22 protein-coding genes and 1 pseudogene are annotated in these 26,361 nt (G+C 71.1%); 13 read left to right on the forward strand and 10 right to left on the reverse strand.

What is annotated here, in order from left to right:
* Positions 1 to 12: 12 nt before the first annotated feature.
* The 3 genes from AAFN69_RS17380 to AAFN69_RS17390 all read right to left on the reverse strand — a co-directional run bounded on the left by AAFN69_RS17380 (position 13) and on the right by AAFN69_RS17390 (position 2,498).
* Positions 13 to 966 carry a TIGR01777 family oxidoreductase gene (locus AAFN69_RS17380; RefSeq protein WP_347729429.1) on the reverse strand — a complete coding sequence of 318 codons (954 nt, stop codon included), beginning with the start codon at positions 964 to 966 and terminating at the stop codon, positions 13 to 15.
* A 229-nt stretch (positions 967 to 1,195) separates the two neighbouring features.
* Positions 1,196 to 1,825, reverse strand: coding sequence for a signal peptidase II (gene lspA / locus AAFN69_RS17385; RefSeq protein ID WP_347729430.1), 630 nt, complete (start codon positions 1,823 to 1,825; stop codon positions 1,196 to 1,198).
* Between the two features lie 193 nt (positions 1,826 to 2,018).
* Positions 2,019 to 2,498: an ATP-binding protein gene (locus AAFN69_RS17390; RefSeq protein WP_347729431.1), complete on the reverse strand. Its 480-nt coding sequence runs from the start codon at positions 2,496 to 2,498 to the stop codon at positions 2,019 to 2,021.
* Between the two features lie 350 nt (positions 2,499 to 2,848).
* Here AAFN69_RS17390 and AAFN69_RS17395 point away from each other — a divergent pair, with 350 nt between their 5' ends.
* Entirely contained in the window at positions 2,849 to 3,697 is an 849-nt protein-coding gene (locus AAFN69_RS17395) for a helix-turn-helix transcriptional regulator (RefSeq protein WP_347729432.1), read from the forward strand.
* The gene (locus AAFN69_RS17400; protein WP_347729433.1) at positions 3,697 to 3,942 is read left to right on the forward strand and encodes a DUF397 domain-containing protein; all 246 of its coding nucleotides are present in this window, start codon (positions 3,697 to 3,699) and stop codon (positions 3,940 to 3,942) included. The genes AAFN69_RS17395 and AAFN69_RS17400 overlap by 1 nt, the downstream gene beginning before the upstream one ends.
* Before the next feature lie 173 nt (positions 3,943 to 4,115).
* On the opposite strand, the gene AAFN69_RS17405 is transcribed toward AAFN69_RS17400, so the two are convergent.
* From AAFN69_RS17405 to AAFN69_RS17420, 4 genes are all read right to left on the reverse strand, one after another.
* A complete protein-coding gene (locus AAFN69_RS17405) occupies positions 4,116 to 4,595 on the reverse strand; it encodes a protein phosphatase (protein WP_347729434.1) in 480 nt (159 codons plus the stop codon).
* 26 nt (positions 4,596 to 4,621) lie between these two features.
* Entirely contained in the window at positions 4,622 to 4,960 is a 339-nt protein-coding gene (locus AAFN69_RS17410; RefSeq protein ID WP_347729435.1) for a hypothetical protein, read from the reverse strand.
* Between the two features lie 222 nt (positions 4,961 to 5,182).
* The gene (locus AAFN69_RS17415) at positions 5,183 to 6,058 is read right to left on the reverse strand and encodes a LamG-like jellyroll fold domain-containing protein (protein WP_347729436.1); all 876 of its coding nucleotides are present in this window, start codon (positions 6,056 to 6,058) and stop codon (positions 5,183 to 5,185) included.
* A 389-nt stretch (positions 6,059 to 6,447) separates the two neighbouring features.
* Complete coding sequence (locus AAFN69_RS17420; RefSeq protein WP_347729437.1) at positions 6,448 to 7,407, reverse strand: LuxR C-terminal-related transcriptional regulator; 960 nt, start codon at positions 7,405 to 7,407, stop codon at positions 6,448 to 6,450.
* Positions 7,408 to 7,787: 380 nt separating this feature from the next.
* Here AAFN69_RS17420 and AAFN69_RS17425 point away from each other — a divergent pair, with 380 nt between their 5' ends.
* The 5 genes from AAFN69_RS17425 (at position 7,788) to AAFN69_RS17445 (ending at position 14,232) form a co-directional block, all read left to right on the forward strand.
* Positions 7,788 to 8,951 carry a S8 family peptidase gene (locus AAFN69_RS17425; protein WP_347729438.1) on the forward strand — a complete coding sequence of 388 codons (1,164 nt, stop codon included), beginning with the start codon at positions 7,788 to 7,790 and terminating at the stop codon, positions 8,949 to 8,951.
* Between the two features lie 172 nt (positions 8,952 to 9,123).
* Positions 9,124 to 10,461, forward strand: a complete 1,338-nt coding sequence (locus AAFN69_RS17430) for an MFS transporter (RefSeq protein ID WP_347729584.1) — start codon at positions 9,124 to 9,126, stop codon at positions 10,459 to 10,461.
* Between the two features lie 152 nt (positions 10,462 to 10,613).
* Positions 10,614 to 11,021 carry a VOC family protein gene (locus AAFN69_RS17435; protein ID WP_347729439.1) on the forward strand — a complete coding sequence of 136 codons (408 nt, stop codon included), beginning with the start codon at positions 10,614 to 10,616 and terminating at the stop codon, positions 11,019 to 11,021.
* 288 nt (positions 11,022 to 11,309) lie between these two features.
* Complete coding sequence (locus tag AAFN69_RS17440) at positions 11,310 to 11,693, forward strand: hypothetical protein (RefSeq protein ID WP_347729440.1); 384 nt, start codon at positions 11,310 to 11,312, stop codon at positions 11,691 to 11,693.
* A 118-nt stretch (positions 11,694 to 11,811) separates the two neighbouring features.
* Positions 11,812 to 14,232: a SpoIIE family protein phosphatase gene (locus tag AAFN69_RS17445; RefSeq protein ID WP_347729441.1), complete on the forward strand. Its 2,421-nt coding sequence runs from the start codon at positions 11,812 to 11,814 to the stop codon at positions 14,230 to 14,232.
* A gap of 29 nt (positions 14,233 to 14,261) precedes the next feature.
* Here AAFN69_RS17445 and AAFN69_RS17450 read toward each other — a convergent pair whose 3' ends face one another.
* Positions 14,262 to 14,678 carry a nuclear transport factor 2 family protein gene (locus tag AAFN69_RS17450; protein WP_347729442.1) on the reverse strand — a complete coding sequence of 139 codons (417 nt, stop codon included), beginning with the start codon at positions 14,676 to 14,678 and terminating at the stop codon, positions 14,262 to 14,264.
* 107 nt (positions 14,679 to 14,785) lie between these two features.
* Between AAFN69_RS17450 and AAFN69_RS17455 the strand changes: the two genes are divergently transcribed.
* Positions 14,786 to 15,763, forward strand: coding sequence for a helix-turn-helix domain-containing protein (locus tag AAFN69_RS17455; protein WP_347729443.1), 978 nt, complete (start codon positions 14,786 to 14,788; stop codon positions 15,761 to 15,763).
* 139 nt (positions 15,764 to 15,902) lie between these two features.
* On the opposite strand, the gene AAFN69_RS17460 is transcribed toward AAFN69_RS17455, so the two are convergent.
* Complete coding sequence (locus AAFN69_RS17460; RefSeq protein WP_347729444.1) at positions 15,903 to 17,840, reverse strand: MFS transporter; 1,938 nt, start codon at positions 17,838 to 17,840, stop codon at positions 15,903 to 15,905.
* A 95-nt stretch (positions 17,841 to 17,935) separates the two neighbouring features.
* Between AAFN69_RS17460 and AAFN69_RS17465 the strand changes: the two genes are divergently transcribed.
* From AAFN69_RS17465 to AAFN69_RS17480, 4 genes and pseudogenes are all read left to right on the forward strand, one after another.
* Positions 17,936 to 18,883: a DUF5937 family protein gene (locus AAFN69_RS17465; protein ID WP_347729445.1), complete on the forward strand. Its 948-nt coding sequence runs from the start codon at positions 17,936 to 17,938 to the stop codon at positions 18,881 to 18,883.
* Between the two features lie 707 nt (positions 18,884 to 19,590).
* A complete protein-coding gene (locus tag AAFN69_RS17470; protein WP_347729446.1) occupies positions 19,591 to 20,829 on the forward strand; it encodes a cytochrome P450 in 1,239 nt (412 codons plus the stop codon).
* 199 nt (positions 20,830 to 21,028) lie between these two features.
* Positions 21,029 to 21,544: pseudogene (locus tag AAFN69_RS17475) on the forward strand (3'-5' exonuclease); the annotation flags it as partial.
* 304 nt (positions 21,545 to 21,848) lie between these two features.
* Positions 21,849 to 22,862: an EcsC family protein gene (locus AAFN69_RS17480; protein ID WP_347729447.1), complete on the forward strand. Its 1,014-nt coding sequence runs from the start codon at positions 21,849 to 21,851 to the stop codon at positions 22,860 to 22,862.
* Between the two features lie 410 nt (positions 22,863 to 23,272).
* On the opposite strand, the gene AAFN69_RS17485 is transcribed toward AAFN69_RS17480, so the two are convergent.
* The gene (locus AAFN69_RS17485; RefSeq protein WP_347729448.1) at positions 23,273 to 25,576 is read right to left on the reverse strand and encodes a tetratricopeptide repeat protein; all 2,304 of its coding nucleotides are present in this window, start codon (positions 25,574 to 25,576) and stop codon (positions 23,273 to 23,275) included.
* A 305-nt stretch (positions 25,577 to 25,881) separates the two neighbouring features.
* Here AAFN69_RS17485 and AAFN69_RS17490 point away from each other — a divergent pair, with 305 nt between their 5' ends.
* Positions 25,882 to 26,289, forward strand: a complete 408-nt coding sequence (locus AAFN69_RS17490) for a hypothetical protein (RefSeq protein WP_347729449.1) — start codon at positions 25,882 to 25,884, stop codon at positions 26,287 to 26,289.
* Positions 26,290 to 26,361 lie beyond the last annotated feature (72 nt).

The following is a 26,361-nucleotide window of genomic DNA, read 5'->3' on the forward strand; positions in this document are numbered from 1 at the left end:
GGTCCGGCCGGATCAGCCGGTGCCGGACCGTCCGCGCACCCGGCGAACCAGCTCGCCGGCGGCCTGCGGCCAGGTGGGGTACCGGAAGCCGAACCCGGCCCCGGTCAGCCGGCCCGGGACGACGCGGCGGCTCTTCAGCAGCAGTTCGGTGTCGGAACGCAGGGCGAACGCGCCCACCTCGGCCATCCACCGGGTCGCGGGGAGACCCACCGGTACGCCCCACGCGGAGCGCAGGGCACGCATGAACGCGCGCTGCGGCAGGGGGTGGGGAGCCGCCAGGTTCACCGGTCCCTCGATGTCCTCCCGCTCCATCAGGAACTCCACGGCGCGCGCGAAGTCGTGTTCGTGGATCCACGACACGTACTGCGCTCCGCCGGCGACCGGCCCGCCGAGCCCCAGACTGGCCAGCCCCAGCAGCACGGCGAACACCCCGCCGGCGTCCGGGCTCATCACCATGGCCGAGCGCAGGGCGATCTTGCGGGTGGCCGGTGTCTCGGCCTGCTGCTGAGCCCGCTCCCAGGCCCTGGCGATCTCGACGCTGTACGCCCAGTAGTCCGGCACGCCGGGCTCGGTACCGCCGATCAGGCCGGTGGCCTCGTCATTGGAGGCGTCGAAGCGGTGCGCGTACACCGTGGCGGTGCTCATCTGGAGCCAGAGCCGGGGCGGGTTGGCGGCGCTCGCGATCGCGGCACCCACGGCAAGGGTGGACTCGACCCGGGAGTCCATCATCTCCCGCAGATGGGTGGCCGTGTACCGGCAGCTCACCGTGCGCCCGGCCAGGTTGATCACGACATCGCTGCCGTCCACCGCCGTCGTCCACGGCCCCGGGGTTCTGCCGTCCCAGGGGATATCGCCCTCGCGCCGGGGGTGTCTGGTGAGAATCACGACCTCGTGGCCGGCGGCGCCGAGCGCGCGCTTGAGGATCGTGCCGACCTGTCCGGTTCCGCCGGGAATGACGATCTTCATCGTGTGCCCCTCCCTCGTCCGAGGTGAGCGTAGACCAGTAGTTGAACGTGTTCAAAACTGGGCCGACGTCTACGGAGTCGGTGTCGGAATTCGACCCGGTATCGGTTTCCGTCCGCACGCGGATACGGAGAAGCCGGCGTCCGCCAAGGGCGTCCGCCGGCTTCCTGTCCGGGGTCGATTCAGTGCACGACGTGGGCGCCGGCCCGCACGCGGCCGTCGAAGCGCGAGATCACGCTCCGTCGTCGGTCTTTTCCGCCTTCTTCGTGTCGCTCTTCTCCGAGCCCGTATCGGTCGACTCGTTCTGCACGGAGGATCCGTTCTGTACGACGGAATCGCTCACTGCGGCGGATTCGCTCAGTGCGGCGGATTCGAGAGTGCCGTCGAGCCGGATCCCCTTGAAGGAGGCCCACATCACCAAAGCGCTTCCGCACACCACGGAGCAGTCGGCGAGATTGAAGACCGGCCAGTGCGGCAACTGGATCCAGTCGACGACGTGCCCCTGCCACGGGGAGGGGTCGCGGAAGATCCGGTCGATCAGATTCCCGGCCGCGCCGGCCATGATCAGCCCGAAGGCGACCGCCCAGACGGGGGTGCGGATCCGGGGCGACACCACCAGCATGGCGGCGAGGACCGCGAGCTTCACCGCGGTGAAGAACCAGGTCTTGTCCTCCCCGAAGGAGAACGCGCCGCCGGAATTGAAGATCAGCGTGAAACGCAGGAATCCGCCGAGCGCCTGTACGGGATCGGTGACCGAGAAATGCTCCAGGGCTATCTGCTTGGTGAAGAAATCCGCGGCCAGTAACGTGAGCGCCACTGCCGCCATGATTCCCAGCCGGCGGGGCATCTTTTCAGTGGCCAAGAAAGCTCCTTGCGTTACCCTTTGGTGCCGTAACACTCATGGCAGCATGGTAGGTGAGTGTCCTCCGAAGGCTTTGGTGAGCCGTATCAGGCCCTTCCCGTTCTCCTCGGCGGTGTGTCCGGTGAATGATAGGCGCAAGGCCGCGGGACCGGCCGGGCCGGCTGAGGACGGGGTCCCGGGGCCGTGGGCCGGGTCATGGGAGCGGCTTCACCGAGCGCGGAATGCCGGGCTGGGCGCACTCCGCCCACACGGTCTTCCCCGACCCCGCGCCATCGCGTACACCCCATGAGGCCGCGAGCGCGTCCACGAGCAGCATCCCGCGCCCGTGATCCTCGTCCGGCCGGGGCGCGACCCGGGCGGGCAGGCCGGGATGCGCGTCGGACACCTCGACACGGATGACACCGCGCTCGTCGTCGCGGACGAGCCGGAGCACGAAGTCCATCCCGGGTACGCGGCCGTGCAGTACGGCGTTGGAGGTCAGCTCGGCGACGACGAGCGCGACGGTGTCGAAGAGCGGCGTACCGCGCGGGTGATCCCAGGCGATGAGCCACTGCCCGGCGATCAGCCGCGCGAGCCGGCTCCCTCGCCGGGTGGCGGAGAACCGCTGGGTGAAGCTGCGGACGGCGGCTTGGGCGGGAGTGGGGGTGTGGGTGGGGGTCTGCGGGGCGTTCATGACGGCAGGGTTCCGGCCGGGTGACCGTGGCGACCAGGGACTCTCCCCGTACAGAACCGGCTGTCCCGGTGGTGGGCCCGCGCTGTACCGGGGGAACGCGAATCCGGCCGTTCACGCCTGCGGGTGAGTCCCGCGCGCCACCTCACGAGTGTGCCCGAGGTACCGCAGGTCGGGGCGGTCCGTGCCGATACAGATCCGGTTGTACTGGTTCACCGCCTGGACTGGGTGAGTAACCGCCCGTGACCATGGTGCCCCTTGGCGTTGTACTGGGCAGCACGGTCGGGTGTGCCGCCACGCCAACAGGCGTGGTGTGAGCACGGGTTACGGGCACGGAAGGCGGGCGGGCTGCTATGGCGGCGGATCAAGGGGCCGGGGGAGCGGGTGCCGGCGAGACGGAGTTGTCGGACAGCCTCAAGACCTTCGGCGTGGTGTTGAAGGCGCTGAGGGACGAGGCCCGGCTGACGCAGGAGCAGTTCGCGCCGCTGGTGAAGTACTCGGTGGCGTATATCGCCAAGATTGAGCAGGGGAAGCGTTTCCCTCCGAAGGGTCTGCTGGACCGCTCGGAGGCGGTGTTGGGGGGACCGGCGTCGAGGGTGCTTCTGGCGGCGGCGAAGAGTCTGATGCGGAAGAAGGGGCTGGCGTCGTGGTTCCGGCAGTGGGCGGCGATTGAGGAAGAGGCGATCTCGCTCTATGCATACGAGTGCAGCGTCATTCCGGGCCTACTGCAGCCTGAGCCGTACATGCGGGCCCTCTTCGATCGCCGCTTGCCTCCCTTGACGGAGGAGCAGTTGGAGGACCGGGTGGCAGCACGTCTCGACAGGCAGCGACTGCTGTTGGAGCGTCCGAACACCAGCTTTAGCTTCATCATTGAGCAGGCTCTGCTGGAACGTGGTTTGGGTGGCGTCGAAGTGACCGATGCCCTTCTGGAGAACCTGCTGATCAAGGGGTGCTTGCGCAATGTGGAGATTCAAGTGATGCCCCTGTATCAAGAGGACCATTCCGGCTCCAAGGGGTCAATGTACCTTGCGGAGACGGACGAAAACCGCTGGGTCGGCTACGTTGAAGCTCACGACGCCAGCATGCTGATCACTGACCCCAAAGCTGTCAGCGCCATGCTTCAACGCTATGGGAAGATGCGCTCACAGGCTCTGAGCCGCCAGGCCAGCATGAGCCTGCTGGAGCAGATGCGAGGAGCATGATGAGCACCACGGAACTGTCCTGGTTCAAGAGCAGCTACAGCGATGACGGCGGCGGGAACTGCATTGAGGTCGCCTGGTTCAAGAGCAGTTACAGCGGTGGTGGCGGCGGCAACTGCGTCGAGGTCTCCGTGCGAGCCGAAGCCGTCCTGATCCGCGACTCGAAGAACAAACAGCGCCCCCCACTCACAGTCTCCCCCGCCGCCTGGTCCACCTTCACCGCCCTGGCGGCCGACGCGCGCCTCTGAGCGGGCGACTCACTGATGCCGGTGGGGCAGCGCATGCGCTGCCCCACCAGTGTGTGATGACCAACGCCGGGTTCCGCAGAGGCCCACGCGGCCGAGGTGTGTCCATGGAGCTGCGCCCCCCGTTCTCCGACAGCGGTTGCGGTGCGGTTCACCGACGTGGCAGCGCCTGTCCTTCAGCTGTGGAGCCCGGTCAGAAGGCGGGCCACGTCGAGACCTGTGGTGAGGTAGTTCCTGAAGGTCACGTTGTTCAGGGCCCAGGGGGATCGCTTCTCCTGCACGAGACGGATCGCCGTCGTCGCTTCGTGGCCCAGTTGTATGAGTGCCTGCGCCACGACGAGGCCCGATCGGTTGTAGCCGGAGTGACAACGGACAAGGATGGTGCGTCCGTTCCGCACGGCGTGCGCGGTGGTGTCAGCGAGTCCCTGCACCGTGCCGATCTGATCGGCGGTGAGCGGGTCATCGGGAATCTCGGCGACAAGGTGTTCGACCCCCGGCCGGGGGCCGTGACCGGAGCGGGTGAACAGGCTGACGACCAGGCCAAACTCATGACCGACGACGACCGGCTGGAGTTCGCCGGCGGGATCGGTCCAGTAGTGACCGCCCATCCACAATCCCGGCACGATCTCGTTCCAGGGCGCTTCGGGTCCCGGCATGTCACGGTCGCGCTGACGTGTCCTTTTCACTCGGATCCCCTCTCCCCGAAAGGCCCCGGGAGCTGGTCACTGATCATCTCGGAGAACGCATCGAAGTCGTCCGCAACCTCAACCCATCCGCGACTCCCCAGGTAGATCACCCGAGGTGCCAGGCCGTGCCGTCGATAGTCCAGAGCGATCGGCATGTCCGCACCCAGATCCCCGATCAGCAAAGCGAGTTCTGGGTCGACACCCAAACCCGGCAGGGTGAACAAGTCGCGCACATCGCCGTCCGTGCGGGACTCGTCTCGGAGGTTGTGGGATTCCTCGACAATCTTCGCCGGATGGTACAGCTCGAATCGATAGGAATCCGACTCATTGAACACTTCCGCAATTCGAGACGGGCCGCACCTCGGGTGGAAGGGTCCCTGACCTGTCAGGCGAAGCAGGGCGGATGGTGCGCTCAGGCCGGCCAGGACTTCATGGCTCTCACTCATCGAATCGGCCTGCCCCCTGAACCCAATGGCTGGACTTATTGCATCCACGATGGTCTGTCGGCCTTCCAGTGGGGCAGCGCATGCGCTGCCCCCTCGTCGGCGCCGAACTCCCTACAGGCTGGGGTCGCCGGTCAGCGCGCTCATCCGCGAGAGGGTGATCGCATCGACGGCCTGGGCGTAGGCCCGGACCTCGTCAATGGCGCCGGCCAAGTACTCACTGCCGCCGCCCTGCGCCGAACGACCCACCTGAAGGCCGCCGGTGGAGGGCAGCGGGGCATTGCCGCTGACTGTCACCCCCGGTGCGGTCCATTGGCTCCCGTCGACATGGAACCGCAGCTCCTGGGTGACCGCGTTGTACACGACGGCGAGATGCTGACCGCTCCCGTCAGCGGAGGGAAACTGTTCGTCCGCGGTGATGGTGACCGTCTCGGCGGTGGGGCTGTCCGCTGTGGTGACCGAGAGCTGCCACTTCTGTGTCGTCCCCTCGTACCGTATGGCCACTCTGTCCTTGTACTGACCTGGGACGGACAGCACGGTCTGCGAGCGTGTGGGGTCGAGCAGATTCGGCCGGACTCTCACTCCGAGGGTGTAGCTCGTGGCCCCGGAGAGTACTGGGTTGTCGGTGTCGGCCCAGTCGGTGGTGCCGTTGAGGGTGAGATGACCGGAGTCGGTGAGGGCCGAATCGTCGAACACATCGGCGGGATGGTAGAGATGGGCGGCCCCCCTCAGCCTCAGCGGCTGCCCCGGGCTCGTACCCGAGGACTGAATGTTGGGGGACGCGCCACCCGGCGCGCTTTCCAGCGGCCAGTATCCCTTTCGGTCAAAGGGCACGGTCGTCGACTCCACATTCCCCTGCCCCAGGGCCCCCGAGGCGACCGCGCCGTCGGCCGGGACGGGCGAGGCCGACGCCACGGTGCCGGGCAGTGCCAGGGCGGCCGAGGCCACCAGGGCGGTGACCATTCCACTTACGAGAGCTGAGAGTCGCATGTGACCTACTTTTCCTCTGTGTTGGTCTGGCGTATTGGCTGTAGTGCTGTGTCTCATGGTCTTGCCCGGTGGCTGTTCGATCACCGAATGTGACGGTTCTGCGGAGATCGAGGCTGGACGGTAACGGGAGATCGAGGGGGCGCGACAGCACACACTTTGACGAAGGGTCAGAATGGTGCGCCTGTAAGACCCGTACATGCCATGTCGGATGTGCATAAAGGTGACGCCGAAGCGGGCATTTCGGGCCGAGTGGAGGCGGCGTAACCGCGTGGTATCACCACGTGATATTGCCCGGCGGTTTGCCGTCCCCGGGCCGCCGGGCAGGATGTCGGCGTGCGCCACACCGGCTCACCACCGGACGGGCACGTGACAGCGTCACCGGTACGCCCTCAGAGCCCGTCCAGCAGACCCAGCCGCGCCGCCCGCACCCCCGCCGCGAAGCGGCTCTCCGCCCCCAGCCGGGACACCAGGGCGGCCAGGAGCCGGCGGAGGGTCCGTTCCGAGCAGCCCAGGCGGCGGGCTATCGCCTCGTCCTTGGCGCCGGCGGCCAGGAGGGCGAGGATTTCGCGTTCTCGCGGGGTCCACTCCTCCGCCGGGTCGGTGCCGTGGGGGAGGCCGGTTCCCCAGTGGTGTTCGAAGACCCGGGCGAAGCAGGAGGCGAGGCGGGCGCTGTGGAAGACCACGTCCTCGGCGGGCTCCCCACCGTCCTCGGCCGGGCCCAGGGCGAGGACGGTCACCGCGCGGTCCACCACATTGAGATGGAGAGGGACCGCCGGGGCCAGCCGGATGCGCGCGCCGTGTTCGCGCATCCGGGAGAGATAGCGGGCGACACCGGGCAGCCGCGCGGCCCGGTTGGAGACGAGCAGCTGGATGCCGACGCCCCGCGCGAGCATGGCCAGATCCTCGCCCAGGCTCTCCTCCAGCGCTTCCGGGGCGGGAAAGGTGCTGCGCATGCCGAGGATCTCGTCCCGGCACAGGGCGTCCAGATCGCCCATCCGCTCCCTCAGCCGGGACCGGTCGGCGAAGAACTCCGCCTCCACGACCTCCCGCCCGGCGAGCCGCAGGCCGGGCAGCAGGCGCAGTACGTCATGGAGCGCGCCCAGCCCCTGGTGCAGCTCGCCGAGGCTGCGCTGCTGGTCGGCCACGAGCTCGTGGAGGGCGCGCTCGGGTGAGTTGGTGTGCGGCCGGTCGCCGTCGACCAGCCGCCGCTCGGTGAGCCATTCCCGTACCGCTTCGGGCAGCGCGTCCGGGGCCCGGCCGGCGCTGCCCAGCTCCCGGTAGGCGGCCCTCGCCGCGGCCTCGACCCGCTCGGGTCCGGCGCAGTCCCCGTACGGATCCTCGGCAGACATGACCCGACCCTAGATCGGCCGCCCCCCGCTTGACCATGGTTCCTACTGACCCGTAGATCACAGTGGCCGCATCCGGTCACGCCCGTTTCGGCCGTGGTCAACTCGTCATGCCCCCGGCTATGTTGTCGCCACGCCCGGCTGACAGAGCGGCCGCGGCGAGCGGAGACCCCGCTCGCGGCCACCCGTACCGGGGCGTATCGGCCGCCCCCTCGCGAGGAGCGGCCGGACCCCGCTTCGGTAGTTCTCGTCACCGCGCGCACCGTGCGCCTCGTGCCACTTCCCCACCTTCCCCGTCTTCACCGGTACGGCACGAGCGCGCTTCCCCCCTCACCCGGCCGTCTCCACCCAAGCGGCCGGACAATGAAAGGTGACAGCCCCTCATGCGCAGATCTCACCTCGCCACCGTCGCCATCGGCCTCGCGGTCCCCCTCGCGATGCTCCCCTCCACCGGATCCGCAGCCCCCGCCCCGGAATCCGCCCCGCTGCTCAAGGTCGCCCAGGCCCCCGCCGCCGAGGAGATCAAGGGCCAGTACATCGTCACCCTCAAGAAGGGCGTCGACCCGGCCGCTCTCGCCGAGTCGAAGTCGGTCGAGACCGACTATGTGTACGACTCGGTCCTCAACGGCTTCGCCGCCGCGCTGACCCCGGCCCGGCTCCAGGCGCTGCGCGCCGACTCCAGGGTCGCCTCCATCGAGGAGGACCAGAAGGTCGTCTCCGCCGCGACGCAGTACAACCCCACCTACGGCCTGGACCGAATAGACCAGCGCAGCGGGCGGGACAACGCGTACACCTACAACCGCAACGGCTCGGGTGTGACCGCCTACATCATCGACTCGGGCATCTTCGCCGGGCACCCCGACTTCGGCAACCGCGCCCGCAATGTCTTCGACGCCTTCGGCGGCAACGGCGCGGACTGCAACGGCCACGGCACCCATGTCGCGGGCACGGTCGGCGGCACGACGTACGGTGTGGCCAAGGGCGTGCAGCTGCGCGGTGTGAAGGTTCTCAACTGTCAGGGCTCGGGATCCTTCTCCGGCATCATCGCCGGCTTCGACTGGGTCCGGCAGAACGCGGTGAAGCCCGCGGTGGCCAACGCCTCCCTCGGCGGCGGCTACTCCGCCGCCCTCAACAACGCGGCCACCAACCTCGCCAACTCCGGTGTCCACACCACGGTCGCGGCGGGCAACAACAACCAGGACGCCTGCAACTTCTCCCCGGCGAGCGCGGCCGGCGCCCTCTCGATCGCCGCCTCCGACTCGGCGGACAACAAGGCGAGCTTCAGCAACTACGGGCAGTGTGTCGACCTCTACGGCCCGGGTGTCAATGTCCTCTCCACCCGCTCCGGCGGCGGCACCACCACCATGAGCGGTACGTCGATGGCCGCACCGCACGTGGCCGGCGTGGCCGCGCTCTACAAGTCGGCCTTCGGCGAGGCGTCCAGCCCCACGGTCAACAACTGGATCATCAACAACAGCACCCCGAATGTGATCCGCGGCAATGTCAGCGGCACCCCGAACCGGCTGCTGTTCAAGTCGACCCTCTGATTCCGACCGCCTGACGGCGCCGAGGGCCCTGGAGACAGGGCCCTCCGCGCTGTCCGGGCCGGGACGGGCCCGTACCGCAGCCCCGTAACCACGCGGATACGGGGACAGTTGACCCGGTATGTCTGCACACAGCGCCGCACCGGCCGGACCCCGCGGAAGCCGGGGGCCGTCGATGCTGCGGATCGCTTCGGCGTCGCTCGCCGGGACCGCCATCGAGTTTTACGACTTCTTCGTCTACGGGACCGCGGCGGCACTCGTCCTGGGGCCGCTGTTCTTTCCCACCTTCTCCCCGCTGACCGGGACGCTGGCCGCCTTCGGCACCTACGCCGTCGGATTCATCGCCCGCCCGGTCGGCTCCGTACTCTTCGGGCACATCGGCGACCGGTACGGCCGCCGCCCCGTGCTGGTCGCCTCGCTGCTGATGACCGGGGTCGCCACCACCGCCGTGGGCTGTCTGCCGGTGTACGCCGACATCGGCACCGCCGCCCCTGTGCTGCTTCTGCTGCTCCGGTTCCTCCAGGGACTCGGCCTCGGCGGTGAGTGGGGCGGAGCCGTACTGCTCACCGCCGAACACGCGCCGGCCGGACGGCGCGCCCTGTGGGGCAGCTTTCCGCAGATGGGGCCGCCGCTGGGATTTCTGCTGGCGAACGGCATGATGCTGACGCTCACCGCGGTGCTCTCCGACGCCCAGTTCCTCGGCTGGGGGTGGCGGGTGCCCTTCTGGGCCGCCGGGATTCTCACGGTGTGCGGTCTGCTGCTGCGCACCTCACTGGCCGAGACCCCGCAGTTCCGCGGCCTGGCGGAGACGGGCACCACCTCGTCCGCCCCGGCCGCCGAGGTGGTGCGCGGGCACTGGCGCCTGCTGCTGCTGACCGCCGGCGGCCTCTCGGTCGGATACGCGGTCTTCTACGCCGTGACGACATGGGCCCTGGCCTACGGGACGGGGCGGCTCGGGCTCACCGCCACCATGATGCTGGCCCTGGTGACCGCCGCCGTGGTGGTCCAGGGCGCGCTCACCGCGCCCGCCGCGCTGCTCGGCGACCGCGTCGGCCGCCGTCCGATGTGCCTGGCGGGCAGTGGCTTCGCGACCCTGTGGATGTTTCCCTTCGTCGCACTGCTGGAGACGGGGGAGCCGCCGCTGATGTTCCTGGGCTCCGTCGTGGCGCTGATCGCGCTCGTCGCGATGTTCTCGGTGATCGCCGCCTATCTGCCCGAGCTCTACGAGCCCCGGGTGCGGTGCACGGGAGCCGCGGTCGGATACAACCTCGCCGGTGTGCTCGGCGGGGCGCTCACCCCCATCGTGGTGACGGCGCTCTCGGACGGAGACGGCCCGCCGTGGGGGGTGGCCGCCTGGCTCACCGCGATCGGGATCCTCAGCACGGCCTGTTTCGCGGCCCTGCCGGAGACCCGCCCGCTGCCGGCCGTCCCTGACCTCCCGGCCGTCCCGCCCGCCTCTGACGTCCCGCCCGTTCCGCCCGGGCACTCCGGCGAGGAACCCGCGCGGGTGTGAATCCGTTCCGGGCGGGCCGGGTGCCGGGAAGTACTCCGCACTTCCCTCGCGCGCCACCGATGAGTTCCGCTCCGCCGACCCGTCCACCACTTGAACACCCTGAGAACCTCTGGAAACGTGAACAGCACCACAGTGATGGGAGCCATCCGGCCATGTACCAGCAGATGATCTTCGTCAACCTGGCAACCCGTGACCTCGACGCCGCGAAGAAGTTCTTCACCGGACTGGGCTACACGGCCAATGCCCAGTTCAGTGACGAAACGACTGCCTCGTTCCCGCTCAGCGACACCATCGTGGTCATGCTGCACACCCACCCGAAGTACGCCGAGTTCACCCAGAAGCAGATCGTGGACTCGACCACCTCCAGTGAGGTGCTGCTCGCGCTGAGCGCGGAGAGCCGGGAGAAGGTCGACGAGCTGGTGGAGAAGGCCGTCGCCGCCGGCGGGTCGCTCACCGGGGACACCAGGGACTACGGCTTCATGTACGGCCGGGCCTTCGACGACCTCGACGGCCACACCTGGGAGGTCGTGTGGATGGACCCGGCCGCGGTCGAGGGCTGACCGAGAGCGGCCGGCCCGGCCCGGCCCGTTCCGCCTCCCCGCCCCTGCCCCGCCCCGGCCCGGAGGGCCTGCCGTCCGGCCCCGCTCACACGGCGGCGTCCGCTCACACGGCGGCGTCCGCTCACACGGGTGGCGTCCGCTCACACGGGTGGCGGAAGGGGCGCGGGACGTCCATGGTCCGCCGTGTTCGCCAACACGACCCCGGTCCCCGCGCCCCGCACACGGACCCGATGACCGTCCGCGGTCGGCGCGCGGGCACCGGAGCGGCGCCATACCCTGCCCAGGTAGGTGGAAGACGGCTGTTCGTCATGGAACGAGGGCATCGTCATGGGTCATGTCGTGGAGATCACGAGGGTCGCCGTCGAGCCCGGGGAGGAGGACGCCCCGGTGGCCGGCTCCCCGGCCGTACCCCGTGCCCTCGCCCGCGACCGGTCCGGATTCCGGGACGCGTACCTCGCGCGGCTCGGCGCGGGCGACCGGCCGGAACCCGTCCTGCGGGACAGCCCCGAGGACGCCGGCGCCTCGTACGAGAAGGGCCCCGGCCATCCGGGGACCGGCCCGCTCCCCGGCCGCGCCACCGGGCCGAAGAGTGTGGGAAACACGGCGGTCGTCGTGCGTGTTCCCGGCATCGAGCACCCGGAACCGGGCCGGTCCCCCGGCACCGGATCCTGACCGGGCGGACACGCATGTGCCCCGCCTGCGGCGGCGCGCGGAGGCGTTCCGGGTGCGCGGGCCGGCGCCCCGGTCACGCGGTGCCCGCCCCGGCGCCCAGCGGTTGTGAGGGGCGGAAATGAGCCGCCGCGAAGATCGCGAAGATTCCGGGAACCCGCCCGAGAGCCTCGGCCCGCCGTACATCGCGACCGTCACCGCCGATGAGCGGGGCATCGTCACGGGGTGGGACGAGGGCGCCCGGCTGCTGCTCGGTCACCGGCCGGGGGAGGCCCTGGGACGGCCGGTGGCGGATCTGTTCGGCGAGCGGCTCGCGGAGGCGGCCGGGACCGGGCTCGGTGCGGACATTCACTGGAGCGGGACGGCGGAGGTGCGCCACCGCGACGGCAGGGCCCTGAAGACCCTGGTGCGTGCCCTGCGGGGAGGGGGCGACCCGCCGGGCACCATCTGGCTGCTGACATCCGTGGGGAGGGAACGCCGGCCCGGCGGGCTGTCACACGACGACCGCACGGTCGCCGAGTGGGCGTTCACCCAGTCGCCCTGCGTGGAAGCGGTCTACGACAGCGATCTGCTGGCGGTGCGCGCCAATGCCGGTCTGCAGAACGTGGCGGCCCTCACCGAGGACCAGATCCGGGGGCTGCGCCCGTACCAGGTGGTCCTCGATCCCGACGCGGCGGGGATCGAGCGGGCCATGCGGGAGGTGCTCGCATCGGGCGAGACACGGGACATCGAGACCTATGTACGGGTGCCGGGGGAGAGCCGTGAGCATGCCTGGTCGGTGTCGCTGGCACCGGTGTGGGATCCGGCCGGGGCGGTGCGCGGTGTCTGTCTGGCCGCCCACGACAGGACCGAGTACCACCGGGCCCGCCGGCGGCTGCTGCTGGTCAATGAGGCGGGCACCCGGATCGGCAGCACCCTGGACATCACCCGTACCGCGCGGGAACTGGCCGAGGTGGCGGTGCCGGCGTTCGCCGACTACGCGGCCGTCGACCTCCTGGCCCTCGTTCAGGACGGTGACGAACCGCGATCCGGCCCGGTGACCGGCCCGGTCACGCTGCGCAGGGCCGCCGCCCGGGCGGCCGAGGGCGTACCCGGGGACGACACCGCCGCGGAGTACACCACCGGTGCCGGGCCGTCGCCGATCGCCGAGTGCCTGGCCACCGGGCGGACGGCAGTGTTCGGGACGAGTGAGGCCGCGTACGCCCGCTGGAATGCCCGGAGCCCGGAGTGGGCCGCCCGGATCCGGTTCATCGGAGCGCATGCGGTGATGGTGGTGCCGGTACGCGCCCGGGGGGTCACCCTGGGGGTCGCGATCTTCGCCCGCCGGGGGCAGACCGAGCCCTTCGCCCCCGACGATGTGCTGCTGGCCGAGGAGATCACCGCCCGGGCCGGGGTGTGCGTCGACAACGCCCGCCGCTACGCACACGAACGCGGCACCGCCGTGACGCTCCAGCGCAGTCTGCTGCCGCGCTCGCTGCCCGACCAGGCGGCGCTGGAGGTCGCGGCCCGGTATCTGCCCGCCGGGGGCCGGGCCGGAGTGGGCGGCGACTGGTTCGATGTGATTCCCCTCTCCGGAGTGCGGGTGGCCCTGGTGGTCGGCGATGTCGTCGGGCACGGCATCCAGGCCGCTGCCACCATGGGCCGCCTGCGCAGCGCGGTGCGCACCCTGGCCGACATCGATCTGCCGCCCGACGAACTGCTCACGCACTTCGACGATGTGGTGCTCCGGCTCGCCTCCGAGACCGGCACGGAGGGCGAGGGTGCCGGGGATGTCGGCGCCACCTGCCTCTACGCCGTCTACGACCCGGTGTCGAAACGCTGCTCCCTGGCCAGCGCCGGTCATCCCCCGCCCGTCGTGGTCAGCCCGGACGGCACCGCCGAACTGCTGGACATGCCGGTCGGCCCGCCGCTCGGCCTGGGCGGTCTGCCCTTCGAGAGCGCCGAGATCACCCTGCCGGAAGGCAGCCTCCTCGCCCTGTACACCGACGGGCTGATCGAGGCCCGGGGCCGCGACCTGGACGTCGGACTCGACGCACTGCGCCGGGCACTCACCCGGCCCGCGCCCTCACTGGAGGAGCTCTGCGACGGGGTCGTCTCCGAGCTGCTGCCGAGCGCGCCCGAGGACGACACCGTCCTGCTCGCCGCCCGTACACGCTCCCTCGACGGGGGCCGGGTGGCCACCTGGGAGCTGGCGGCCGATCCGGCCGTGGTCGCGCGGGCCCGGGCTGAGGTCTCGGAGCGGCTCACCATCTGGGGGCTGGAGGAGCTCGACTTCACGGCCGAGCTGGTGGTCAGCGAGCTGGTCACCAACGCGATCCGCTACGGGAGCCCGCCGATCCGGCTGCGGCTGATCCGCGACCGCCGGCTGATCTGCGAAGTGTCGGACGCCGGCGGCACCTCTCCCCATCTGCGGCGGGCCCGGACCTTCGACGAGGGCGGCCGGGGGCTGCTGCTCGTCGCCCAGCTCACCCAGCGCTGGGGCACCCGGTACACCTCCGACGGCAAGACCATCTGGGCCGACATCTCCCTCGACACCACCTGATCAGCCGGCCGGGGCGTTGTGGCGCGTGGTCAGCCGGCGAAGGCTTCGGCGATGGCGTGGCTGTCCTCGTACATGCGGTACCCGGTGATCCTGCCGTCCGCCGCGGTGATGTGAAGGGCGAAGTGGTTGGTGAAGATTCTGCCGGTGGCGAGCACTCCGAAGCGGTTGTGGCCGATGACCACGGCGTGGTCCCCGTCGACGACAGTGGTGGCGACGACGTACTCGATCGCCGGAGTGAGGTGCCGGCCGAAGGAGGCGAAGAACGCGGCGATTTCGTCCCTGCCGGTGCGGTCACCGGTCCAGGGGACATGCGGGGCTCCCGCGACACGGAAGTCGACGCCGTCGTCGAACAGGTCCAGCAGGGCGGGCAGGTCGCCTTCGCCGAAGCGGGTGAAGAACGCGTCAACGAGGTCACGCGTGCGGGCCGATGTGCTGATGGTGCTCATCATGGTTCCGTTCCGTCCGGTGCGGGCTCTCCCGCACCTCTCCAGACTGTCCGGGCCAACAGCCGCCCAGTAGTGGCCTGATGGGCATGGAGTGAAAGGATCGGGCCATGCATCAGGTTGGCGTTCTGGCTCTGGACGGCGTGGTCCCCTTCGAGCTCGGCATCCCCGCGCGGATCCTCGGCGCCGCCCGTGACGGCGCGGGTGACCGGCTCTACTCGGTGACCACGTGCAGCCTGGACGGCCGGCCCGTGCGCGCCGAGGCGGACTACCGGCTCACCGTCGCCCACGACGCCTCCCTGCTGGCCACCGTCGACACTGTCGTCATCCCGCCCTCGCACGCCCTGGGCCCCATCCGCGAGGAGGGCCGCCTGCCCGGCGCCCTGCGCGAGGCCCTGGCCGCCATCCGCCCCGGAACCCGGATCGTGGCGATCTGCACCGGCACCTATGTCCTGGCCGCCGCGGGACTGCTCGACGGCCGTCCCGCCACCACCCACTGGCGGGAAGCCGACCGTCTGCGGCGCATGTTCACCACCGTGCGCGTCGATCCCGATGTCCTCTTCGTCGACGACGGCGACATCCTCACCTCCGCCGGGGTGGCCGCCGGTATCGACCTGTGCCTGCACATCGTCCGCCGCGACCACGGCAGCGGCGTCGCCAACGAGGTCGCCCGCTCCTGTGTCGTCCCGCCCTGGCGCGATGGCGGCCAGGCCCAGTACATCCGCCGCCCCGTCCCGGACCCCACCGCTTCCGGCACCGCCCCCACCCAGGCATGGGTCATGGAACGCCTCCCGGAACCCGTCACCCTGGCCCGGATGGCCGCCCACGCGGGCGTGAGTGTGCGCACCTTCACCCGCCGCTTCCGCGACGAGGTCGGCACCAGCCCGGGCCAGTGGCTCATCGGCCGGCGCGTCGACCTGGCCCGGCACCTGCTGGAGGCCACCGACTGGCCCGTCGACCTGGTCGCCGACCGCGCCGGATTCGGCACCGGCGTCTCCCTGCGCCACCATCTCCACGCCGCCATCGGCGTCACACCCCAGGCCTACCGGCGCACCTTCCGCCCCGCGCCGCTTCCCGCCGATCCCTGACGGGACGCGGGGCCGCCGGCCGAGTACATGCCCCCGGCATTGGTCGGCTCCCGCTACGCGAGCGCGCGGCCGGGCCGGCCTTGACGCGGTGGCAGAGGATTGGGCCGCAGTGGTCTCCCCTGCCTGGTGACGGAGGCAGTCAGGAGGGAGCGCCCGGCCTGGCCACCAGCCGTACCGAGGGGTCGAGACACCAGTCGAGGACCGACGGCCAGGCGCCGTACCCCGCCACCAGGTCCAGATGTCCCGCCCCGGGAACGATGTCCGTGTCGATGCCGAGCGGCGCCCCGTACTCCCGGCCGGCGCCGCCCGGGCAGTACGGGTCGTCGTCCCCGGCGACCAGCCTCGTCCCGCCGGGGGCCGCGGCGGCCAGTTCCGCGGCGGTGACGGCGGGCTGTCCGAAGCCCTTGACCTCCTCGATGCCGGCGACCACGTCGAGCGACGGCGGCGCCACCAGCAGCACCCGGTCGGCCTCTGCCCCGCCGCGGGCGACCGCGTGCAGCCACAGGAGTACGGAGAGGCTGTGACCGACGACCACCCGCTCGGCAGCCGCCGCGGACCGCTGCTCGTCCAGATGGCCGAGCAGACGGCCGACCCAGGTGTCCAGGTCCGGATGGTCGGGATCCGGGAGCTGGGGGTAGATCACCTGATGGCCGAGGGCCGCCAGCTCACCGGCCAGCCATCGGTGCCAGTGGCCTTCGGGGCGGCGGTTCTGCCAGCCGTGCAGCAGGAGGAAGGAACGCGGTTCGAAGCTCATGGGGTGATCATCAGCCGGGGCGGGGCCGCAGGTCCAGGGGCATGGGGCGGAGCCGTGCGGCCGGGCACGGCTCCGGTCCCGCCCGCGGCGGACGGATCGACTCTCCGGGCAGGGACGAGGGCGCGGTAGGGGACGGGGCACGGGCAATCGTCGGGTACAAGCGGGCGACTCCGGTCCCGCCCCGAGCTGCCTTCCGGTGCTCAGCACGAGTGCGACGGAAGCCACCGCGCTGCCCGCGCCCAGGGTGATCGCCGTCTCCAGGTCGAGCATCCCCAGACTGAGCGACCCGGCGGCGAACCCCGCCGTCTGCACGACATGGGCGACGGAGAAACCCTCGGCCCGGCGCGATCGGGGCAGTACCCGCTGGAGGTTGACGGAACCCACGGCGAGCAGGGGACCGGTGCAGAGCCCGACCAGTACGAGACCGCCGATCAGCGCGGGCAGGCCGGTGTCGAGTGCGGTCAGACCACCGCCCACGGCCAGGCCCGACAGGAAGAGCACGGCCCACCCCGTGCCGGAACCACCGCGCCAGGCGAACAGCGCGCCGCCCACGATGCCGGCCACCGACAGCACCCCGATGAGCAGCGCGGCCGTGCCCTGTCCCGCGCCGGTCCGCTCCGCCAGCGGCAGCGCACCCACCTCCAGCGTGGACAGCAGATGCCCGATGGTGAACAGGCACCCCAGCCGGCCGGCCGTGCGGAGCCAGGCGACCGGGGCCGCACCTGCCGCCGGTTCCTCCGCGGCGGCTGCCGTGTCCGGCGCCGGCCTCGGCAGCAGAAGAGAACTGATCACGAACGCGGCGGCCATCCCGGCCATGGGAGCCGCCGAGTGCCCGCTGCCCAGGGCCACGGCCAGCGCCGGTCCCGCGATGATCGTCGCCTCCAGCAGGATCGCGTCGACGCTGAGGGCGCGCAGCAGCATACGGTCGTCGACCGTGCGCGAGAGCAGGGTGCGAAACCCGGCGGACAGCCCGCCCGCGGTGGCACCGCACATCCCGGCCGCCACCAGGAGACCCCAGGCGGGCACTCCCGCCGGCGCGGCGGCTCCCACCGCGAGCGCGGCGAGGGCCGAGCTCCACAGCAGGACACGCATGCCCCGGCCCGGCGGCCCCGCGCGGTCGAGGAGCCGTCCCACGGGGATCGACACGGCCAGCTGGCCGATCACGAAGGCGACCATCATCACGGCGCCCGTCCGGTAGGAACCGGTCGTGGCCGTGGTCAGCGCCGTGAAGGCGAGCGGTGCCATGGTGCCGGGGAGCCGGCCGAACTGCGTCGCCGCGGACCACCGCCAGTACGGCTTGTGCCGCGACAGGGATGGCCGCACGCTTTCCGGATGTGTTGTCCTCACCCGGTGAACCTGGCACCGGAGCCGCTCCCGCCGCCAATGATTCGGGTCCAGCCGAATCCTCCGGAGCCGCAATGATCGAGTTCACGCTCACACCGCTGGGTGCGCACCGGGTGCGCTTCGCGGTCTCGCCGCTGGAGGAGCTTCTCGCCGCCCTCAGGATCGGGCTCGGGCTGCGCTGCCATCCGCCCGGGGCGGCCCGGCTCGACATGGACGCGATGGCCGGCCCGCCCATCGCCGAACTGCTCTCCGTACTCGGCGATCCGCACTACTTCTGCGAGTTCCTCAGCCCGCCGACGACCGGCCCCGGTACCACCGTCGAGGCCCAACTGGCCGAAGTGCGCCGGACACCCGCGGCGCGGGTGGCGGCCGAGCTGGACACCCTGAACGTCGACACCGGCGGGCTGCGGGCCGATCCGGGACGCGCCCGTGATCTGCTGGCCGGTCAGCTGGAGATCGCCTGGCGGGAGCTGATCGGCCCGCGCTGGCCGGTCCTGCGCGACATCCTCCATGCCGACATCGGCTTCCGCTCGGGCCGGCTGGCGGCGGGAGGGCTGGACGCGGCGATCGAGGGACTCCACCCCGATGTACGGATGACCGAGCGCGCGGACGCCGACGCCGTGGTCGTCCGCAACCCGGCACGGGCGACGGTCCCCCTGGACCGGCGCGGGCTGCTGTTGGTGCCGAGCGTGTTCACCTGGCCGCTGACCAGCGTCATCGCTGTCGCACCGTGGCAGCCGTCCATCATCTACCCCGCCCGCGGAATCGCCCGCACCGGTGCGGACCGGCCCGGCAACACCGGGCCGGCCCGGGTGATGGGACGCACCAGGGCGGGGGTGCTGACCGCGCTGGACGAGCCGATGAGCACAACGGCCCTCGCCCGGCTGCTCGGGCTGGCCCCCAGCACCGTCTCCGAGCACCTGGCCGCACTGCGTGCGGGCGGACTGCTGACGACCGCCCGGCGCGGACACACCGTGCTCTACGCGCGCACCCGCCTCGGCGACGACCTGGCACACGGCTGACCGCCGCCCAGCGCTCCACAGCGGGCCGGCAGCGCCGGCGCTGCCGCGGTGACCAACTCGTCCACCAGGCTCGGGACCATGTCGGCGCGGAGAAGGGCCGGTTCGCCGTGCCGGGCCGCCTCGCGGGTCCGCCCGGTTCCCGGGGCGGGCGGATCAGGGCGATCAGGCGTCCTTCACACCGGTTCCGGAGCAAGCCCTGTCGGAGGCCGGGAAGCAGTACGTCCGCCCCTGCTGCCGCGCCTCGGAGAATGACCTTCGGCCGGGGTGGGGGAGGGACGGTTCAGCGGCCGGTGGGGGAGAAGCCGGGAGAGCGGGTTCCGGCGGTCCACATCAGGCGTTTCGGTGCCGCCGACTTCCCCGGATAGGTGTTCGGCACCAGTGCGGTACGCGTCAGCGGTCGCCGTGCGGCTCCACCGGCCGGACACACCGCGTACCCCGGAGACGGCTCCCCGCACACCGCCTCCGTGAACCGCGCCCATCGGTGGACGCGCAAACGTTCGAGCAATCCTGAAATCAGCCCAGAAACCAGACAAGAGGCTGATTTCCGTCTATGCGAATCCGGGCGAGCGCAGCACAATCCCCGGTACCGATTCCCCGTCGTTGCCGCGGAGTTCATCATTTACGCACCGGCGCGACCCGGCGACCGGGAGACCGCGCCGTCGTGGCCCCTCCCGCCGCGGGCCGCCCCGCGTGACCGGAGGTGTCCCATGACCACCAGCCACGAGGCTGCCATCCCGGTCCTCGACAGCGACGGAGGTGACCGGCTGTACGAACAGATCGAGGAACTCCGCGCCGCCGGGCCCGCCACGCGGGTCCGGCTGCCCCAGAACGTCATCGCCTGGTCCGTCACGCGCGGCGATGTCATCAAGCGGCTGGTCACCCATCCCGATGTCACCAGGGACGCCCGTGACGCCTGGCCCGGATACCAGCCGGGCGTCGTCTCCTGGCTCTCCCCCTGGCTCGACGTCCGCTCCATGGCCACCTCCGAGGGGGCCGAGCACACCCGGTTACGGAGGCTGATCGGCCCCGCCTTCACACCGCGGCGCATGGAATCGCTGCGGCCCTCGATCCAGGCCATCGTCACCGACCTCCTGGACGGTCTGGAGGCTCTGGAGAACGGCGCCCCAGTGGATCTGCGGGCACACTTCGCGCACGGTGTGCCGACCCGGGTGATCTGCGATCTCTTCGGCGTTCCCGAGGACCAGCGCCCCGCGATGCTCGCCGCCGTCGACGCGATCCTGGCCACCGATGTCCCCCGGGAGGAGTCGGCGCGGATCACGAACGAACTGCTCACCGTCATGAGCCTTCTCGTGGAGGCGAAGCGGCGGAAGCCCGGCGACGACATGACCAGTCTGCTGCTCACCGCCCATGAGGGGGACCGGCTCACCGAGACGGAGCTGATCTCCACCCTGGTCCTGATGATCGGCGCCGGGAGCCAGACCACGATCGCGCTGATCGGCAACGCCGTCCGGGCACTTCTCGGCCACCGCCGGCAGCTGAGCGCGACCCTGGCCGCGCCCGCCCGCTGGGCCGCTGTCATCGAGGAGACCCTGCGGCTCCATCCTCCGGTCGTCCATCTCCCGCTGCGGTTCGCGATCCATGACATCGATCTCGGCGAGGGCGTCACCATAGCGGCCGGGGACGCCATCCTCATCGGGTTCGGGGCGCACGGCCGCGACCCGTCATTCCACGACGCCGCGCACGGCTTCGAGATCGACCGTGTGGACAGGGACCACATGGCCTTCGGGCACGGCATCCACTACTGCCTCGGCGCCCCGCTCGCCCGGCTGGAGGCCGCCGTCGCGCTGCCCGCCCTCTTCGAACGGTTCCCGGACATCGCGCTCGCGGACGAGGGGGACGCTCCGGATCCGCAGCCGTCGTTCATCGGCAACGACGTCCTCACCCTGCCCGTGCTGCTGCGCCCGCCGGGCCGCGCGGCGCGATGAGCCGACCGTGTCCGGCACAGCCACGGCCACGAGAGCGTCCGGACCACCCGGCGCGACGCCCACAAGGCCGTGCTCCGCGCGGCAGGGGCGCCCGCCGAAGAGGTCTCCGAGCGTCACCTCGGCGTCAGGAGCCTGCGAATCACAGCACGCGCATCGGCAGAACCGCAGCTCAGGCGTCCTTCTTCACCGGCTCCAGAAGGCCGGCTACCGGTCGGTTCTCAGCGGGAGGCCGCCGACCGGGCACGCGTTCCCGGACTGGGCCGCGGAGCGAGAGGGCGTCGCGGCGCTTATCAAGGAGTGGGACGCCGACCCGGAGCTGAGCATTCCGCATGAGCAGATCGCGATCTGTGTGCCGACGAACCAGATGGCGCAGGAGGTCGGCTACACCCTCGGTCTGCGGGGGATCCGGCCGGTGGAGATCCGCGCGGACGGTCCGCATGGCGACAGCGGAGTGCACATCGGGACGATGTTCCGCTCCAAGGGGCTGGAATACCAGCGAATGATCATCGCCGGTGTCACGGACGGTTTGGTTCCGCGCGAGGCGGTCAACAGGCTGCGCACCGGTGACGCCGTGCGCCACCGGCATGAGATGCAGCGAGCCCGTTCCCTGCTGTTCGTGGCGGCCACCCGGGCCCGGGACAGTGTGGATGTCTTCTGGCACGGGAAGCCCAGTCCGTTCCTGGGCGCCTGGCTGACAGCGGAGAAACAGGGCTGACGGACGCCCGCGCCACGAAAGACGCCCGGGGCCGCCGCCGGGCACCCGGTGGACGACGGCTCCCGGGCGATCGATGGTCATCCGACAGGCTCTCAGCCGCCGAAGCTCACGCGGCCGGGGGTATTCTGCCGACGGCCACCAGCGGTTGGATCGCCGGCACGGGTGAAGCCCCCGGCCACGGACCCGCCACGACTGATCCGACTCCGGGTGGCCGCATCCGCGGTCACCCCGGAGCGTCACCCGCTCCACGTCGAACATCGGCCACCCGCGCACCCTGCAAGCACTGTCGAAATGGAGAACCTCATTGAGCACCCACGCGGCCTCACTCGTCGAAGGCCCGCTCTCGATGAGCGCGTACGAGGAGCAGGTGTGGCGAACGCTCAACGCGCACTGGGAGCGCCGCAGTAACCGCCGTGCCCTGCCGAACTGGGCGAGTACCGCACTGGGTCGCACCGGGGAGGTCGCGGGGAACGCCGGGCGCCGGGTCAAGGACGCCGTGCCGGAAATGGTCAAGGAGCCGATACGTCGCGCGGGCGGCGCGATGGCCGGCGCGGCCCTGCGGCCGGCGGTCGCGGGCGCGGCAGCGCTGCTCGAACTGGTCAACGACTTGGCGCTGGAGCTCAACGACCCGAAAGGCGTCGAGGAGCTCGCCCGCGAGCGAGGGCTCGAAATCGACAGTTTCCTCGAACTGCGGGAACAGGATCTCAAGTTCTGCGACCGGCTGTTGAGCGCCAACACCTTGAAGTGGCGGACCGTCGGCGCGTTCGAAGGGGGTGCCATGGGCGCGCTGGCCATGGTTCCCGTCGCCGGTATCCCCGCCGCGATGACGGCGGACATCCTCGTGATTCAAGTCCTGAGCGCATCGATAGCCACGCGTATCGCGTACTCCTACGGCTACGACGCCAGGGACCCCGACGAGCAGCTCTTCATCCAGGGCCTCGTGCGCCGGTCTTTCATGGCGCAGGCGACCAAAGCCGAGCCACTTCACAAGACCGCCCAGGCGGCGCAGGCACTCAAGGGGCGCGTGAACTGGTCGGCCAAGCTCCGCAACGACCACCAACTCATCGCCGCGATCGAGAAGTTGCTTCTGCGTCTGGGGCCGGCCGGCTCCAGGGTCTCGGTTACGAGCGTCGCCAAGGTGGTGCCGTTCATCGGCGTCCTCATCAGCGCCGGCATGAATGCCGCGGTCCTCGGCAGGGTGGCCTCCGAGGCTCAGCGGTACTGCCAGACCCGCTTCCTGTGCGAAAAGTACGGGCTGCCCCTGCCGGCCGCACTCGCGGCCGACCGGGACGACGAACCCGGGGAGGACGCCCTGTAGGGGGCGGGCCGAGGAGGCGGGACCTGTCCCGGGGTGGCTCGCGGGCCGTGGCCGGGACCTGGCGTGGTGAGCGTCGGCTCGGACCGCGACAGAGCCGGCCCGGTGGTGCCCGCCAGGCCCGTGATGACATCAGAGTGCATCTGCTTCTCCTCGATGGGTGGTGCGCCGCCGCCCGGTGCGGTCGCGCACCATCAGCCCACCGCCGCCACCGAAGGCGGGGGCGCCGACCGCGGACTGGGACACGGCTTTGACGTACGGGGGCGGGCAGCCCGCGGCCTCAGAGCCTGTCGGGTGACCTCTGCCCGGGCGGCCACGCCCTGGCGCCGGAGTGTCCTGGTGGCTCCGCTATAAGGACACCCCGGCGCCTGGGAATCGCACACACAAGAACGCATCCGCCATCCGATCGAAGATCACCCGGCGGGCTCTCCATCGCGGGCGCGGTCCGGAGTGCGGAGTTCGGCGGTGGCCTCGGCCTGGAGAGGGTGGTGGTGAGCGATGAGAGTGTGGAGGGCGGCGGTCAGGACGGCGCGGGCTTCATCGGGGCGGTCGAGGCGGCGCAGGACACGTCCGAGTTCGAGCTGGACGGGGCCGCTGCGCGCGGGTGAGTCGGCTTGCTCGAAGGCGGCCAGGGCCTTGCGCAGCGGGGTTTCCGCCTCGTGCCAGCGGCCGAGGGCGGTGTAGTCGTTGCCGAGGTGCCGCAGGGTGATGGCGCGGTAGACGGCGAGCAGTTCGGGAGAGAGCCCGGGGTGGTTCTGTCGGCAGATGTCGAGGCTTTTGAGGTGGTGTTCGAGGGCTTCGTCGGCGCGGCCGTGCCGGCGGAGGGTCTCGCCGAGGGTGTTGAGGGTGGTCAGCTCGGCGAGTCTGCCCGCGGTGGTGGGGTTGTCGTGGTGGCAGGCGGCGGAGGCGTGGAGCCGGGCGATGGCCTCGTCCACGCGGCCGAGGCGGCGCAGGGCACCGGCTCCGTATCCGAGGGCCCAGCCCGTCTGGAGCGGGTTGCCGCGGGCGCGGATGAGTGCCTGGTCGGCGGTTTCGAGGGCGGCCGTGGGGCTGTGGGCGCAGATGCTGTGGGCCCAGGCGAGATGGTTGAGCTGGGTGGCTTCCTCGTGTTGGTCGCCGAGGGCGTGGGCGGCGTCGGCGGAGTGCCGGAACACCTCCACCCACTGGTACCAGTGCTGCGTGAGATCGGAGAACCAGTGCATCGCCGCGGCGGCGTCGATGACCTGACGGTGCCGGCCGGCGGTGGCGGCGTGGGCGAGGGCGGCGAGCCACTGCTCCCGTTCGGCCTCCAACCAGGCGCGGGCCCGCTCACGGCCTGCCGGAGCGGTGGCGGGGTCGGGATCACCCGCCCGGGCGCTGTGGTGTTCGGCATCGAAGTGGAGGGCGGCGGCGGTGGCGCGGGCGAGTATCCAGCGGGCGGCGCGGTCCAGGGCCGCGTCCCGGGCCGCCTCGTCGTCCTCGGCCGCCACCTGCTCGGCGGCGAACAGCCGCAGGAGGTCGTGAAAGCGGTAGCGCTCGGTCACGGGGTCGGTCTGGAGGAGCCCGCGGTCGCAGAGGGCTTCCAGACGGAGCCGGGCGACGCGGAGCGGGATGCCGGCGAGGAGTGCGGCGGTCTCGGGGCTGATGTCGGGGCCTGCCGCGAGTGTGCAGCGTCGCCAGAGGAGGCGGGAGACGGGGTCGAGCTGCCGGTAGGAGAGCGTGTAGACGGTGCGGACCTCGAGGTCGCCCGCCTGGAGCAGGTCGAGGCGGCGTTCCTCGTGGCCGAGGAGAGTGGCGAGTTTCGCGAGGGATTCCCGGGGGCGGGTGGCGAGGCGCTGGCCGGCGATCCGCAGGGCCAGCGGCAGATGTCCGCACCGGTCGGCGAGGTCGCGGGCGGCCTGCGCTTCCCGGGCCACGCGCTCGGGGCCGACGATACGGGTGAGGAGGGTGACGGCCTCCTCACGGCGGAGGAGGGACAGCTCGACCCGGTGGGCGGCTTCCAGGCCGGTGAGGCTGTTGCGGCTGGTGACGATGGTGAGCGAGGCGCCGGTGGCGGGGAGGAGGGGGCGTATCTGGGTTTCGTCGGCGCCGTTGTCGAGGACGAGGAGCAGGCGGCGGGTCGCGGTGAGGGAGCGGAAGAGCGCCGCACGGTCTTCCAGGTCCTGGGGCAGGGCCTGGCCGGTGACGCCGAGGGCGGCCAGCAGGCGGGCCAGGGCGTCGCCCGGCCGGACCGGTTCGGGGTCCATGGCACGCAGGTCCAGGTGGAATAGCCCGTCGGGGAACTCCGGGGCGAGTCGGTGGGCCGCGTGGACGGCGAACGCGGTCTTCCCGAGACCGGGCGGGCCCGCGAGGACGGCCACGGGCGGGCAGCCGGACTCCCGGGTACCGGCCGGGTCGGCGAGGGCGGTGACGGTTGCGAGGGCGTGGTCGCGGGCGGTGAAGTCATGGATGTCCCGCGGCAGGGAAAGCTGTTGGACGGTCGGGCTGATGTCCGGGCGGGCGCGGCGCTGTCCGGAGGCGGCTGTTTCAAGGGAGCGTGTCTCCTCGGTGCTCAGCCCCAGCGCGCGGGCCAGGGCCTGCACGGTACGGCGCTGCGGGCTTCTGGTGTGGCCCTGCTCCAGGTAGGTCAGGGCCCGCACACTCACCCCCGCGGTGTCGGCGAGTTGTTCCTGGCTCAGACCCACGCGTAACCGCAGTGCTCGCAGGAGCTGCCCGAAACCGTCAGGTGTCTTGGCCATGGACACTCCTCCTGTACGCGCATGATCCGGCGTCAATCTTCCCGCAAGAGAGGCGATGCCTGATTTTTGCCGGTGATATTGCCTGGTCACCGTAGCCGTCCGGCACTGGAATAGGCACTGCGTCACGGCGGACCGCACGCAGCGAGGCCCTGTGCGGCGGGGCCGGCGGCGGGCCGCGGGACGAAGGAAGGCACGGGGCCGGAGAGGCCGTACCCCAGCCCGCCACGCACCGGGATCCGGGGCTGACCATCCCCGGACCGTGAACACCCGGCCCTTCCGGGCCGCTTTCAATCCATGGAGATCATATGAACGTGACCATTGCCCGCAGGGCCGTGATCGCCGTCACGGCGCTGGCGCTCGCCGGAACCACCGTGACCGGCGTCGGCGCCACCCGCGCCCACGCCGCCCAGAGCTACTGCACCCACCCGCAGCTCGGGGGTGCCTTCCAGTGCGAATACGGCGTCTCGTGGGTCAACTACCCCAACGGTCAGGACCAGGCCCTCATCGTCGGCTTGGACTACGCAGTCTGGGAGAACCATGGCTTTCCCGGCGCGTTCGGTGGTTGGAAGTCCATGGGCGGCACAGTCCGCAGCCCCATCTATGTGACGAACAACAACACCGAGACCCCCAAGCTCACGGTGAGGGGCACAGACGGCCGCTGGTGGCACAAGCAGCGCTACTCCAGTGGCTTATGGAGTAATTGGGTGTCCTGACGCCATGGGCCCTCGACGTACTCCGTCGGTCAGCGGTGCGCCCCCCGCGCATGAACATCGTCAGACTCGAAA

This window comes from Streptomyces sp. CAU 1734, assembly GCF_039888735.1.
GTDB lineage: Bacteria > Actinomycetota > Actinomycetes > Streptomycetales > Streptomycetaceae > Streptomyces.

Excerpts from the sequence above, each read along its gene's own strand:
- AAFN69_RS17465 (WP_347729445.1), top strand. The coding sequence starts at position 17,936 with ATGATCGAGTTCACGCTCACACCGCTGGGTGCGCACCGGGTGCGCTTC.
- AAFN69_RS17430 (WP_347729584.1), top strand. The coding sequence starts at position 9,124 with ATGCTGCGGATCGCTTCGGCGTCGCTCGCCGGGACCGCCATCGAGTTT.
- AAFN69_RS17395 (WP_347729432.1), top strand. The coding sequence starts at position 2,849 with ATGGCGGCGGATCAAGGGGCCGGGGGAGCGGGTGCCGGCGAGACGGAG.
- AAFN69_RS17490 (WP_347729449.1), top strand. The coding sequence starts at position 25,882 with ATGAACGTGACCATTGCCCGCAGGGCCGTGATCGCCGTCACGGCGCTG.
- AAFN69_RS17485 (WP_347729448.1), bottom strand. The coding sequence starts at position 25,576 with ATGGCCAAGACACCTGACGGTTTCGGGCAGCTCCTGCGAGCACTGCGG.
- AAFN69_RS17425 (WP_347729438.1), top strand. The coding sequence starts at position 7,788 with ATGCGCAGATCTCACCTCGCCACCGTCGCCATCGGCCTCGCGGTCCCC.
- AAFN69_RS17380 (WP_347729429.1), bottom strand. The coding sequence starts at position 966 with ATGAAGATCGTCATTCCCGGCGGAACCGGACAGGTCGGCACGATCCTC.
- AAFN69_RS17415 (WP_347729436.1), bottom strand. The coding sequence starts at position 6,058 with ATGCGACTCTCAGCTCTCGTAAGTGGAATGGTCACCGCCCTGGTGGCC.
- AAFN69_RS17400 (WP_347729433.1), top strand. The coding sequence starts at position 3,697 with ATGAGCACCACGGAACTGTCCTGGTTCAAGAGCAGCTACAGCGATGAC.
- AAFN69_RS17420 (WP_347729437.1), bottom strand. The coding sequence starts at position 7,407 with ATGTCTGCCGAGGATCCGTACGGGGACTGCGCCGGACCCGAGCGGGTC.
- AAFN69_RS17450 (WP_347729442.1), bottom strand. The coding sequence starts at position 14,678 with ATGAGCACCATCAGCACATCGGCCCGCACGCGTGACCTCGTTGACGCG.
- AAFN69_RS17390 (WP_347729431.1), bottom strand. The coding sequence starts at position 2,498 with ATGAACGCCCCGCAGACCCCCACCCACACCCCCACTCCCGCCCAAGCC.
- AAFN69_RS17445 (WP_347729441.1), top strand. The coding sequence starts at position 11,812 with ATGAGCCGCCGCGAAGATCGCGAAGATTCCGGGAACCCGCCCGAGAGC.
- AAFN69_RS17435 (WP_347729439.1), top strand. The coding sequence starts at position 10,614 with ATGTACCAGCAGATGATCTTCGTCAACCTGGCAACCCGTGACCTCGAC.
- AAFN69_RS17455 (WP_347729443.1), top strand. The coding sequence starts at position 14,786 with ATGCATCAGGTTGGCGTTCTGGCTCTGGACGGCGTGGTCCCCTTCGAG.
- AAFN69_RS17470 (WP_347729446.1), top strand. The coding sequence starts at position 19,591 with ATGACCACCAGCCACGAGGCTGCCATCCCGGTCCTCGACAGCGACGGA.
- AAFN69_RS17405 (WP_347729434.1), bottom strand. The coding sequence starts at position 4,595 with ATGCCGGGACCCGAAGCGCCCTGGAACGAGATCGTGCCGGGATTGTGG.